Origin of the sequence: Dawidia cretensis, from assembly GCF_018598175.1 — a bacterium.
GTDB lineage: Bacteria > Bacteroidota > Bacteroidia > Cytophagales > Cyclobacteriaceae > Ohtaekwangia > Ohtaekwangia cretensis.
Genome location: NZ_JAHESE010000002.1, coordinates 326,553 through 340,459 on the forward strand (window position 1 = coordinate 326,553; position 13,907 = coordinate 340,459).

A 13,907-nucleotide genomic window follows, 5' to 3' on the forward strand; every position below is an offset into this window, starting at 1 on the left:
AGGAAACGGACTTTGGATAATTGACTATGAACTATCGACTGAAACTCAGCGGTCTCGAAGCCGTTGAAATTACACCTCAATCCAACTTTGTCAATATCGGCGAGCGGACCAACGTCACGGGGTCCGCCAAATTCCTGAAACTGATCAAGGAAGATAAGTTCGAAGAAGCGCTCGAAGTAGCGCTCGATCAGGTGCGGGGCGGTGCCCAGGTAATCGACGTAAACATGGACGAAGGCATGCTCGATGCCAAATCGGCCATGGTGCGATACCTCAACCTCATGGCCTCCGAGCCCGAGATCGCCCGCATACCTGTCATGGTCGACTCGTCCAAATGGGACGTGATCGAAGCCGGGTTAAAATGCTTGCAAGGCAAGGGCATTGTAAACTCCATCAGTCTCAAATCAGGCGAAGAAGATTTTATCCGTCAGGCCAAATTGGTAAAACGTTATGGCGCTGCAGTAGTTGTGATGGCATTCGACGAGCAAGGCCAGGCCGATACCTATGACCGCCGCATAACCATTTGCAAGCGCGCCTACGACATCATGGTCAACGTGGTAAAGTTTCCGCCGCAGGACATCATCTTCGACCCCAACATCTTCCCGGTAGCAACCGGTATCGACGAGCACCGGAACTATGCCATAGACTTTTTTCGCGCCACCAAATGGATCCGCGAAAACCTGCCCGGGGCGCACGTAAGCGGTGGCGTGAGTAACGTTTCGTTCAGCTTTCGCGGTAACCAGAAGGTACGCGAAGCCATGCACTCCGTCTTCCTCTACCACGCCATCCGCAACGGCATGGACATGGGCATTGTAAACCCTACCATGCTGGAGGTATATGACCAGATCGACAAAGAGCTGCTGGAACGTGTCGAAGATGTATTACTGAATCGCCGCGACGATGCAACGGAGCGCCTGTTGGAGCTTGCAGAGACGGTAAAGGGCTCGGCCAAAAAGAAAGAGCAGGACGACGAGTGGCGAAAAGGTACCGTAGAAGAACGGCTCACACATGCCCTGGTAAAAGGTATTATCGACTTCATAGACCATGATACCGAAGAAGCCCGGCAAAAATATGGCCGACCCTTGTTTGTCATCGAAGGCCCCCTCATGGCCGGCATGAACGTCGTGGGTGACCTCTTCGGTGCGGGCAAAATGTTCTTGCCACAGGTAGTGAAGAGTGCGCGCGTGATGAAAAAATCCGTAGCCTACCTCACGCCATACCTCGAAGAAGAAAAGCGACTCAATGGCACCACCCACCAGGCGGCAGCCAGAGTATTAATGGCGACGGTAAAAGGCGACGTACACGACATCGGCAAGAACATTGTCGGCGTGGTGCTGGCGTGTAACAACTACGATGTGGTAGACCTCGGCGTCATGGTGCCCCCGGAGAAAATTCTCGAGGCTGCCCGTCGTGAAAAGGTAGACGTCATCGGCCTCAGTGGCCTGATCACACCCTCCCTGGACGAAATGGTGCATGTAGCCCGCGAGATGCAACGGGAGAAAATGACCCTGCCGTTGTTGATCGGTGGCGCGACCACCTCCCGCATCCACACAGCCGTAAAGATCGATCCTGTGTACGACGGTCCCGTCGTACACGTACTCGACGCCTCCCGCTCCGTGCCGGTAGCCAGCGAGTTAATCAGCACGACAACGCGCGCATCCTTCCAGAAAAAGATGAAGGATGAATATGCTAAACTGAGGGTCGATCACGAAAGCAGAAAACAGACAAAGAATTATATCCCCCTGGTAGAGGCCCGGAAAAATCCGGTAAAGATTGATTGGAACACGACGCAATACGCCACGCCTACGTTCACCGGTAGAAAGGAGCTGATAGCCTATCCGCTGGAGGAGATCCGTCCGTATATCGACTGGACGCCATTCTTCCAGACGTGGATGCTCGCGGGCCGCTACCCCGGCATTCTCGAAGACTCCGTCGTGGGAGTAGAAGCCAGGAAGCTGTACGTTGACGCCAACAAGATGCTCGACGAGATCATCCGCGATAAAAGCTTGCAAGCCAACGGTGTGCTGGCATTCTTTCCGGCCGTCAATACGGGCGATGACGTCGATTTATTCCGGTCGCAAGGTGATGCCACGCCGTTTGCTACCTTCCATTTCCTGCGACAACAAAACAAGAAAGCGCAAGGCCTGCCCAACTTCTGCCTGTCGGACTTTGTATCGCCCCAACAGGGCAAAGATTACTTCGGCATGTTTGCCGTCACGACCGGCCTTGGATTGGAGAAACTGGTCGAGCGCCACAAAGCCGAGCAAGACGACTACTCCGAGATCATGGCAAAGGCCCTGGCCGACCGGTTGGCCGAAGCCTTTGCCGAGCTGCTGCACCAAAAGGTGCGTAAAGAGTACTGGGGCTATGCGCAAGACGAGACGCTGTCAAACGAAGACCTGATAGAAGAGAAGTATAAAGGCATCCGGCCCGCCCCGGGCTACCCGGCATGTCCCGACCATACCGAGAAGAAGCTGCTGTTTACTATACTGGATTGCGAGCCGGTGGGCATTCAGCTCACAGAATCGTATGCCATGTATCCGGCAGCCGCCGTAAGCGGTTTTTATTTTGCTCACCCCGACTCGAAATACTTCGGCCTCGGAAAAATTGAAAAAGACCAGGTAACAGACTATGCCCGACGCAAGAATATGCCGGTGGAAGAAATCGAAAAATGGCTGTCACCCAACCTGAGCTACGACTTGTAAGGACACTTCGCCGTCGCTATAACTCCAAAAACGAAAAAATAATCTGAGCTATGAAGGTCATTGACCACCTGCGAAACGCTAACGGAAAGACGTTATTTACGCTAGAGATTCTGCCGCCGCTGAAAGGCGAGAACATTAAGAACCTGTTTAGTAACATCGACCCGCTCATGGAGTTCAAGCCGCCGTTCATAGATGTTACCTATCACCGCGAAGAGTACGTATACAAAAAGAAGGACGGGGGACTGCTCGAAAAGAGCACGACCCGCAAACGCCCCGGCACTGTCGGCATTTGTGCGGCCATACAGAACCACTACAAGATCGATACAGTCCCACACATCATATGTGGCGGCTTTAGCCGTGAAGAGACCGAAAACGCGCTGATCGATCTGCACTTCCTGGGCGTTGACAACGTCCTCTTGTTGCAGGGTGATGCCATCAAAAGCGAAGCGAAATTTGTCCCCGAGCCCGACGGCCACCGCTATGCGTCTGAGCTGCTCGAACAGGTGGTAAAAATGAACCGCGGCATATACCTCGACGAAGAGCTTGAAACGGCCGCGCCGACAGGCTTCTGCATCGGTGTGGCCGGCTATCCCGAGAAGCACTTCAATGCCCCGAACCTGAAGACCGACCTCAAATACCTGAAACTTAAGGTAGACATGGGAGCACAGTATGTGGTCACGCAGATGTTTTTTGATAACCAGAAATACTTTGAGTTTGTGGACCGTTGCCGGGAGGCCGGCATCCATGTGCCGATCATTCCAGGTATCAAACCGCTCACGGGCAAAGGGCAGTTGACCATTCTGCCGAAAACATTTAACATCGATATACCAGAGGCACTTGTCGATGAAGCGGAGAAGTGTAAAGACAACGCTGCTGTAAAAGAACTGGGAATTGCCTGGTGTATCGAGCAATCGAAAGAATTGATTAAAAAGGGTGTTCCAACCCTCCATTTTTATTCGATGGGAAAATCCGATCCGATCTATCGTATAGCAAAAGAATTATTTTAACCTATATTAGCGGTTGGTTTGCCTGCTGGTATTGTGTTCTGATGAAGATTTTTGCTGTACTTGTGTTAAGTGTTTTGGGCCTGTCGGTTACCGGCTTCGCCCAGCAGAGTAAGATAGATTCACTCCTGAAATCATTGCCTGCGGTAGGCGATCCGCTTCGGCGAATCGACCAACTCAATGATATCGCCACGTATTACACCCGCACCTCCGTACAGGAAGCAGAGAAAACCGTGCGAGAATCAATTCTGCGTGCACGCGAGGCACACTATAAAAAAGGTCTTGCCGATGCACTCAAGATTGCCGGTGTAATCTATTATATCCGAAGCGAATACACCGTTGCCATCGAATATTATTACCAATCCCTCAAACTCTACGAAGAGCTGAAAGACTTCGCAGGCGAGGCGAAGATATTGCATAACCTGGCGCTCATCTTTAACCTCAACAAGGAGTACGAGCAAGCCTATAAATTCGCGCGACGGTCTATCGAGTTGAAACGAAAACTGGGCGATAGCCTGGGCGTTGCAAACTCCCTGCTGTCGGTGACGGACTACTATACCCATACAGGTAAATACTCACAAGCACTGGAAGCCGGGCAAACCGCCCTGGAACGATATAAGGGACTACACGATGAGATCGGCATCAGCCATGCGTTGCTGCAGATCGGGGAGGTATATGCACGACAAAAAGACTTTCCGACAGCAACCGCGTTCTATAAGCAAGGCCTGCAGCAGGCACAACGCATAGAAGACTACCTGCAGATTGCCGCATCATACAAAAAGTTTGGGGAGCTGTTCCTCGCGGGCGAACAATATGACTCTGCCTGTCATTATCTGCGCGCTACCATTGCCGTCGCCCATCGGCACGACATCCGGCGGGAAGAAGTCGAAGCCATGCGCTTCCTGGCGACGTGTTTTGAAAAGACAGGAAGCCTTGACTCGGCCTTGTACTATACCCGCGCGTTGGCCGCCATCGAGCAAGAGATTTTTGGCCGTCAAAGCAAAGAACAGATTGCCACCATACAGGTGATTTACGAATTTGAAAAGAAAGAGCAGGAGCTGGGATTCCAAAAGCGCATCGTGCGCCGGCAGTACATCGCCATTGCCGGTGTAAGCCTGATATTGATTCTGGCGATCATGCTAGGCTATAAATTCTATGGATTGAACAAGAGCAACGCGGACGCCAAGGAAACGTTACTGAAGCTCAACCGCGAGATAAACCAGATGAACGAAAACCTGGAGTCCATGGTGCACGAGCGGACCGAAGAGATCGCTGCTAAAAATCAACGCCTGTTGGAATATGCATTTTTCACGGCGCACGAAGTACGCGGCCCCCTGGCCAGGATATTAGGCCTGGTTGAGCTGGCGAAAATTCAGGAGCTGCGCCACGAACATGAAGAGATCATTCTCCGTTTGCAAGAGGCTGCCAACGAGTTGGACGAGGTTATCCGCATCATCAACCGCAAGCTGGAAAGCACCAAACGAATCTAGTCACCGTCCGTGGACGGACAAATAGTGTCCACTTGTGGCCCGCATCGTAACACAAAGCCGCGCATTAGATCGATTTTAGGCGCCTTGGATATGGCATCGTACTTGCCGCAATGGGGTGTAACCTTTCGGCCCAGGGCCGGTATACCTGTTAACGTCTGCTCTGCCTATGATCAAAAATTACTTCACAGCGGTGTTGCGCTACATATCACGCAACAAGGGATTTACCGCGATCAATATCCTCGGCCTGGCCATTGGCATGATGGCATGTATGCTCATCACACAATATGTGCTTCATGAGTTCAGCTACGATGATTTCCATGACAAAAAGGACCGCATATTTCGCGTACAGTTGGACCGGTATGATAAAGGTGAGCTCGCTACGCGGTGGGCATCCGGGTGCGCTGGCATCGGACCTGACGTAAAAGCCGACTTCCCCGAGGTAGAGCGTTATGTACGGCTTTCCGGCACCAACGCGCTGCTGTCTCACGGCGATGTATACTTCAAAGAAGAGAACGTATTCTTTGCATCCGAAGACTTCTTCCGCATATTTTCCATCAAGCTACTGGAAGGCCAGGATTCATCCGTATTAAAAAAGCCATTTCAGATGGTGATCTCAAAAAGCCTGGCGAAGAAATACTTTGGAGACGAAAGCCCGGTAGGAAAGGTCATGAAGAACAACGGACGGACGGAGTATGAGGTCACAGGCGTGTTTGACGATCTCCCCATCAACTCGCATATGCAGATCCAGGCACTTTTTTCTTTTGGCAGCCTGGAAAAGTTGCAAAACGATCCAATGCTCTCGTGGATGTGGGATGGATTTATGACATACATTCTGTTAGATGAGCGCGCCGATGCAAACGCATTGGAGGCCAAGTTGCCGGCGTATACTCAAAAGAAAGTAGGCGAAGAGCTGAAACGATATAATGCCGACATGAAGTTCCATCTTCAGCCCATCACCGGCATTCACCTGGATTCCAACTTCATCGGCGAGTTTAAGACCAACGGCGATCGTCAGGCTACTTATTTCCTTTCCATCGTCGCGGTGCTGATCCTGATCATCGCCTGGATCAACTATATAAACCTGTCCACAGCAAAATCAGTCGAGCGTGCGCGCGAAGTGGGCGTACGAAAAGTACTAGGCGGATTCCGCTGGCAACTGGTACAGCAGTTTTTGTTCGAATCATTGCTTCTCAATGTAGTGGCGGTATTACTCGCCATTTTATTGGCCGTCGCACTGATGCCGTCGTTCAGCACATTGACGGGCCGCGAAATTGGCTATACACTATTTCAGCAACCATCCTTCTGGGGCGGGACGGTTGCGTTGATCATCATGGGAGCCGTTATCTCCGGCTTGTATCCGGCCTTTGTGCTGTCGGCCTACCGCCCGGTGGAAGTATTAAAGGGACGATTTAAGAATACAACAAAAGGTGTGTTCTTTAGAAAGGGCATGGTCGTGGTACAATTCATGGCATCCGTCACGTTGATCGTGGGGACTTTTACCGTGTACCGGCAGATCAGCTTTATGCAAGACCAGGAACTGGGAGTTGATATACAACAGACCGTAGTCATTCGCTCCCCCAACATCGTCGACTCGACCTATAAAGACAAGTTCCAGGTGTTTAAGGAGCGCATTAACCAGTACCCGGAAGTGGTAAGCGTCTGCGCATCGACGGAAGTGCCCGGCCGGCAACCCGGCTGGAATGCCGGTGGCATCCGTACCCTTAGCCAGACCGATGAAGACGCCAAACAATACCGTGTCATCATGATGGACGGCGGCTTTATCAAGGCCTATGGACTGGAGGTAGCGGCGGGACGCGGATTCTCCGACGCCAACCAAAAGGAAGACAAAAATGTGCTGCTGAATGAATCGGCTGCACGCCTCATGGGCTTTAAGAAGATCGAAGACGCGCTCAACGACCAGATCTTTTTCTGGGGCGATACCTTCCGTATAGCGGGTGTTGTAAAAGACTATCACCAGGAGTCGCTCAAGAAGGCCTACGACCCGCTCGTCTTCCGGTATAACAGTGCCCCCGGGGGATTGTATTCCATCAAGTTCAATACTGCCAACGTCAAAGAATCGCTTGTGCGATTCGAAGAAGAGTGGAAGTCGGTGTTCCCCGGCAATCCATTCATCCATTTCTTTCTCGACGAGCATTACGAGCAGCAATACCAGTCCGATAAACAGTTCCGGAGTGTCTTTAGCGTATTCTCCGGGCTGGCCATCTTTATCGCCTGCCTGGGGTTGTTCGGCCTCTCCTCGCTCACCGCCATTCAACGAACCAAGGAGATCGGCGTACGGAAAGTACTGGGCGCCTCCGTACCGGGCATCCTGCGCCTGATGAGCAAGGACTATCTCATACTCCTGATCATCGCCATTGCCCTGGCGATACCGTTGTCCTGGAGTGTGATGAATGCCTGGCTGGAGGACTTCGCCTACCGCATTCCCTTAACCTGGTGGATTTTTGCATTGCCCAGTGTGGGGGTCGTGATCGTAGCGTTGCTGACCGTGGGCATACACACGCTGAAAGCGGCGCGCGTCAACCCCGCCAAATCGCTCCGGTATGAATAAAGCCGGGGCCGTGGACCGTGTTTAGGCAACAGTTATCGCCGGAATGGTTCATTCGTGGCAATTCCGTTGCTGGAAGAGGAGAGAAGAGGCATCTTCGGTAAATGCCTCTTCCTATGACTACGCTGCTAACCGACCGGAAGACCCTTTTGTACAAAACGTACGATTCTATTAATGCCCGCGATATCGACGCCCTCATGGAGTACATGCACCCGGACGTGAGCTGGGCGAACGGCATGGAGGGCGGGTTTGCTTCGGGTCACGAAGAGATTCGTCAATATTGGCAGAGACAATGGGAGTATATTGATCCGCACCTGCAACCGGTCCAGGTTGATGCCACGGAGTCTGGCCAGGTCGTTGTGGAAGTGCACCAGATCATCCGTGATCTTTTGGGAAATATAATATCCATAAAGAATGTTCAACACGTATTCTGGTTTGAGGATGGCTATATCCGCGCCATGCGTGTTATTCCTGTCACAGCATAAAATCTACACCTGTTGACGTGATATTCTTCCGGGGATTCCCGTAGGATTTCGCCCGTTTTCCAACTACATTTCTAATACTATTCGCAGCGTGAAAACAGCGCCTGTCCCGTGCATTCCACAGGCATAGGTTTTTATCTATTGTTTGCATTCAATCAAGCTCTTAATAACTCTTTTTATGAAAGCAACGATCTCCGGCCGGAATCCTTCCGCCCCCAGTATTTCATTGACTAAACGCCAGCAATCTCGCGCGGCAGAGAGTGCTGAGCGTACACTTTTACCTGTAAAATCCGGTAGGTACATCGGAAACCGCTATATAGAGCGGTGGGGAGTTTTTTCCTCATCAGAAGCATCAGAGAAACAATAATAATTGTGACACCATGAACGCTATGCCTAACGCACGACCCACGCAGGAATTAGTATTGTACTTTCAAGTACACCAACCACGCCGCCTCCGGCCATTCCGTTTTTTTGATATCGGTTCACAAGGTGAGTACTTTAATGATGATCTCAATCGCAGCATCGTCCAGCGCGTAGCGCGCCAAAGCTATTTGCCTACCAATGCCTTATTGCTAAAGCTTATTCAGAAACATCCCGAAATCAAGATCACATTTTCGATCTCCGGAATGGCCCTGGATCAATTTGAAGAATACGCTCCCGAAGTGTTGGATAGCTTTAGGGCCCTGGCCGCTACCGGCAGCGTAGAATTTCTGGCGGAGACCGACCAGCATTCTTTGGCCTGCATGATGCCGGGCGATGAGTTCGAAGTACAGGTGCTTGACCACGTGGCCAAGCTTCATGAGTACTTTGGCGTACGCCCCACCGTATTTCGCAACACGGAGCTCATCTATAGCGACGACATCGGTCGGCGAGTGGAAGCACTGGGCTTCACCGGCATCTTTACTGACGGTGTAGAGAAAATATTGCATGGGCGTAACCCGCATTACCTGTATCAACACCCCGATCAGACCGGCCTGAAGATTTTGCTGCGTAATTATCGGCTCAGCGACGACATCGCGTTCCGGTTCTTCCAGAACAACCAGCCGCTGTCAGTGGAAAAATACATGTCCTGGCTGAATGGCATCCCAACACACGAACAGCTGGTCGTGCTCGGCATGGACTATGAAACCTTCGGCGAGCATCAACGGCACGAAAGCATCCTCAAATTCCTCGATAAGTTTTTACTGACTGTAATCAAGCAACATCACTTTACATTGTCTACACCGTCAGAGATTATCGCACGCACACCCGCCATCGGTAGTCTTTCAGTACCTTCCTATATATCCTGGGCGGACGAAGAACGTGACCTTTCCGCCTGGCTGGGAAATGATATGCAACGCGACGCCTTTGAAACCATGCTGCGCATGGAGCAGGAAGTTAAAAGTACAGACAACGCCGAAATACTCGAGCGTTGGCGCTGGCTGCAAGCGAGCGACCACTTTTATTACATGTCGACTAAAAAGAGTAATGATGGCGAAGTGCACGCTTACTTCAGTCCGTTTTCGTCTCCGTATGAAGCTTTCATGAACTACATGAATATTCTGAACGATTTTTCGTATCAGTTGAGCAAATACGAACGCACACCCGTAACCGAACAGCAAGAAGGTGCCCTTCGCTCAGAAGCCGATAGAAGAGAGATTCACATGCCCACATGGGCGATGACCCTGCAGAACACGTATGAACATTAAGGAACCCGAAGTAATAAAAAAAGTTAAGGCAAAAGTATATCCCGGAAGTCCATATCCCCTGGGAGCCACCTGGGACGGCAAAGGCGTTAACTTCGCCCTGTATGCCGAAAATGCTACGGGCGTAGAGCTTTGTTTATTTAACGATTCAAAAGACGAGACGGAAGCTGCCAGAATACCCGTCACCGAACGCTCGGCACAGATATGGCACGTATATATCCCCGATGCGAAGCCTGGGCAGTTATATGGCTATCGTGTGCACGGGCCGTATGATCCGGCCGCCGGCCACCGTTTTAACCCAGCGAAGCTGTTAATTGACCCGTACGCAAAAGCCATTGCAGGGAAGATTGAATGGAGCGACGCGCTGTTTGGATACGAAACCGGTAACGAGGCCGAAGACCTGAGTATGTCCGAAACGGACAGTGCACCATATCTACCGAAATGTGTGGTCGTTAATCCGGAATTTAACTGGGAGGGAGATCGCGCGCCCAAGATAGCCTATCACAAAACCATCATTTACGAGGCGCATGTCCGCGGGTTTACAAAACTGTGCCCTGAGATCCCGGAGGAAATACGGGGTACCTATGCGGCCATCGGCCACCCGGCTGCAATCGGATATTTGCAGAAGCTGGGCATAACGGCCATCGAGCTCATGCCCGTGCATCACTTCATTGCCGATCGGCACCTGGTAGAAAAGGGATTGACAAACTACTGGGGCTATAATACCATTGGCTTCTTTGCACCGGAGGTTCGGTACTCCGGTAGCGGTGTATTAGGCGAGCAGGTCAACGAGTTTAAGCAAATGGTAAAAGACCTGCACAAAGCAGGCATCGAAGTAATTCTCGATGTGGTTTACAACCATACGGCTGAAGGTAACCAGCTGGGCCCAACCCTGTCGTTTAAAGGTGTCGATAATGCCAGCTACTACCGGTTGGCAGAAGACAAACGGTTCTATTTTGATTATACGGGCACAGGCAATACACTGAACGCGAATCTGCCGAACGTACTGCGCCTCATGATGGACAGCCTGCGGTATTGGATACTCGACATGCACGTAGACGGCTTCCGGTTCGACCTCGCTTCTACACTGGCACGTGAGCTTCACGAAGTAAACAAGCTAAGCGCCTTCTTTGATATAATTCACCAGGACCCCGTCATATCACAAGTAAAGCTCATTGCCGAGCCCTGGGACATTGGCGAAGGTGGTTACCAGGTCGGAAACTTTCCGCCCGGCTGGGCTGAGTGGAACGGCAAATACCGTGATTGTATTCGCGACTACTGGCGTGGCGAGGACAGTATACTCGGCGAGTTTGCACAACGGTTCACAGGCAGCTCCGACCTTTACGGCGGAGGCTATAGAAACCCCACCGCGAGCATCAACTTCATTACGGCGCACGATGGCTTTACGCTAAACGATCTTGTGTCGTACAACGAGAAACACAACGAAGCCAACGGCGAGGATAACAACGACGGTGAAAGTCACAATCGCTCCTGGAACTGCGGCGCCGAAGGCGACACCGACGATGACGTCGTGAATGCCCTACGGCAACGCCAGAAGCGAAATTTCTTAACGACGCTATTCTTGTCACAGGGTGTGCCGATGTTGGTGGCCGGAGATGAGATCAGCCGCACGCAGCGGGGCAACAACAATGCCTACTGTCAGGACAACGAAATATCGTGGACAAACTGGGAGCGTGCCGACAGAGACTTGCTGGAGTTCACCCAGGGCGTCATACAGCTCCGGAAAGAGCACCCTATGTTCTGCCGTCGCCGCTGGTTCCAGGGACAGCCCATAAAAGGTACTGGCCTCGAGGACATCGTTTGGTTTCTCCCCGATGGTGCAGAAATGAGCGAGGAGCACTGGAACAATGGCTATGCCAAAACACTCGCGATATTTCTGAACGGTAGGGGTATACATACTCCCGGACCCAAAGGGGAGCAGATCGTGGATGACAGTTTTTATGTCATCTTCAACGCCCACCACGAGCCGGTGGAATTTAAACTTCCGCCAGCAAAGTATGGAAAAGACTGGGTGCAGGTATTGAACACAGTCGATGGCAAGATTGGCGCGCGTAGCCGGCATGCCCCCGACGAGAGCATCCAGGTAGAAAGCCGATCCATCATGTTGCTCGAGCATAAGATTGTGTATGATAGCGCCGGTAAAAATTCATAAACGTTCGATTGGTGTCACGTTCGAATCCTCTGGCACGGCATCCATACGCCTTTGGGCCCCGCAGGCAAAAGCAGTAGTGCTCCTGCGGGGCGCGGACAAAGCCGTTGAGCCATTGCAACAACAGCCGTATGGCTTTTGGGAACTGTCGACGAATACATTACAGGAAGGCGATACCTACCAGTTTCAACTCGACCAAAAAACAATAGTATCCGATCCAGCTTCGCTCGATCAACCCGAGGGAGTGCATGGGCCATCACGTGTACGTAACATAGAGAAGTTTCCCTGGACTGACGCGACGTGGGTGAATCCTGCGCTGGCAGAATATATTTTTTATGAGATCCATACCGGCACATTTTCAACCGTCGGGACCTTTCAGGGCATCGAAGAAAAATTACCGTACCTGCGTGAGCTCGGGATTACGGCGATAGAGATTATGCCTGTGGCACAGTTTCCAGGCGACCGGAACTGGGGGTACGACGGTGTATTCCCATTTGCCGTGCAGTCGTCATACGGCGGCGCGGAAGGCTTGCAAAAGCTTGTTGACGCATGCCACGCACAAGGTATCGCCGTAGTCCTCGACGTGGTGTACAACCACTTCGGCCCCGAAGGCAATTACCTGCCATCCATCGGACAATATTTTACCGACAAGTACAAAACTCCGTGGGGTGATGCCGTCAATTTCGACGACGCAGGCTCCGACGCCGTACGAAGCTATTTTATTGAGAATGTTCTCATGTGGTTTCGCGACTTCCACATCGATGCCCTGCGTATGGATGCAGTACACGCCATCCGCGACTTCAGCCCGAAACATATCCTGCGTGAAATACGCGAGCATGTCGATGAGCTGATGACGCAAACCGGCCGTAAACATTACCTCATTGTAGAGCTTGACCTGAACGACACGCGGTTCATCGACCCGCTTGACCGGCAGGGATATGGCATGCACGCTCAGTGGGTAGACGAATTCCACCACGCCCTTCGCGTAACGACAGGCCAGCCCACCACCGGATATTACTCCGATTTTAAAGGCATTACCCACCTGGCAAAAGCTTATCGCGATGCGTATGTATACGACGGCATGTATTCCGAGCACCGGCGGCGATCGTTCGGCGTAAAGACAGACGGACATCCCAGCGATCGATTTGTCGTCTTCTCGCAAAATCACGATCAGGTGGGCAACCGCATGCTCGGTGAGCGTACCAGCAGCCTCGTAAGTTTCGAAATGTTGAAGGTGCTTGCCGCCAGTACATTGCTTAGCCCCTTCGTGCCGCTGCTGTTTATGGGCGAAGAGTATGCCGAGACCAACCCGTTTTTATACTTCGTGAGCCATGGCGAGAAAGAGTTGATTGACGCCGTGCGGGAAGGGCGCAAAGCTGAATTTGCCGCTTTTCATAATGAAGGAGAGGCGCCGGATCCGCAAGCCGCGGAGACGTTCCAACAATCGAAATTAGAGTGGTCGCGCGTACAGGAACCGCGACATAAGACGATGTTTGCGTTCTATCAGACTTTGATTGCCATCCGTAAAAGCTCGATAGCATTGCGGTCCACGAATAGGAGCCAACTTGCTGTCGCCGCACAGGAGGAGACCAGAACACTGCGGCTTGACCGCTGGTGTGAACAGGAACATGCGCTGTGTCTCTTCAATTTCTCAACCGCCCCGCAGTCGGTCCCCCTGGAGTCAGACGTCCCCTGGAATTGCGTGCTCAACTCCGCCGACACCCGGTGGGGTGGGCCGGGTACCCTGCCACCCGCGGGTGGTAATGTTATTCTACAGCCTGAATCGTTTATACTATACTTGCGCTAAG

Annotated in this window: 8 protein-coding genes; all 8 read left to right on the forward strand. The window is 52.0% G+C overall.

Features of this window, described 5'->3' with window-relative positions:
• Positions 1 to 26 precede the first annotated feature (26 nt).
• Complete coding sequence (metH, locus tag KK062_RS04860) at positions 27 to 2,702, forward strand: methionine synthase (RefSeq protein WP_254083125.1); 2,676 nt, start codon at positions 27 to 29, stop codon at positions 2,700 to 2,702.
• 50 nt (positions 2,703 to 2,752) lie between these two features.
• Positions 2,753 to 3,709 (forward strand): methylenetetrahydrofolate reductase [NAD(P)H], encoded by a 957-nt coding sequence (gene metF / locus KK062_RS04865; protein WP_254083126.1) that lies wholly within the window; start codon positions 2,753 to 2,755, stop codon positions 3,707 to 3,709.
• Positions 3,710 to 3,750: 41 nt separating this feature from the next.
• Positions 3,751 to 5,196, forward strand: a complete 1,446-nt coding sequence (locus KK062_RS04870) for a tetratricopeptide repeat protein (RefSeq protein ID WP_254083127.1) — start codon at positions 3,751 to 3,753, stop codon at positions 5,194 to 5,196.
• Between the two features lie 166 nt (positions 5,197 to 5,362).
• Positions 5,363 to 7,765 carry an ABC transporter permease gene (locus tag KK062_RS04875; RefSeq protein ID WP_254083128.1) on the forward strand — a complete coding sequence of 801 codons (2,403 nt, stop codon included), beginning with the start codon at positions 5,363 to 5,365 and terminating at the stop codon, positions 7,763 to 7,765.
• Positions 7,766 to 7,878: 113 nt separating this feature from the next.
• Entirely contained in the window at positions 7,879 to 8,247 is a 369-nt protein-coding gene (locus KK062_RS04880; RefSeq protein ID WP_254083129.1) for a nuclear transport factor 2 family protein, read from the forward strand.
• 386 nt (positions 8,248 to 8,633) lie between these two features.
• Entirely contained in the window at positions 8,634 to 9,932 is a 1,299-nt protein-coding gene (locus KK062_RS04885) for a glycoside hydrolase family 57 protein (RefSeq protein ID WP_254083130.1), read from the forward strand.
• Entirely contained in the window at positions 9,922 to 12,102 is a 2,181-nt protein-coding gene (glgX, locus tag KK062_RS04890) for a glycogen debranching protein GlgX (protein ID WP_254083131.1), read from the forward strand. The genes KK062_RS04885 and glgX overlap by 11 nt, the downstream gene beginning before the upstream one ends.
• Positions 12,077 to 13,906 carry a malto-oligosyltrehalose trehalohydrolase gene (gene treZ / locus KK062_RS04895; protein WP_254083132.1) on the forward strand — a complete coding sequence of 610 codons (1,830 nt, stop codon included), beginning with the start codon at positions 12,077 to 12,079 and terminating at the stop codon, positions 13,904 to 13,906. The genes glgX and treZ overlap by 26 nt, the downstream gene beginning before the upstream one ends.
• Position 13,907: the final 1 nt, after the last annotated feature.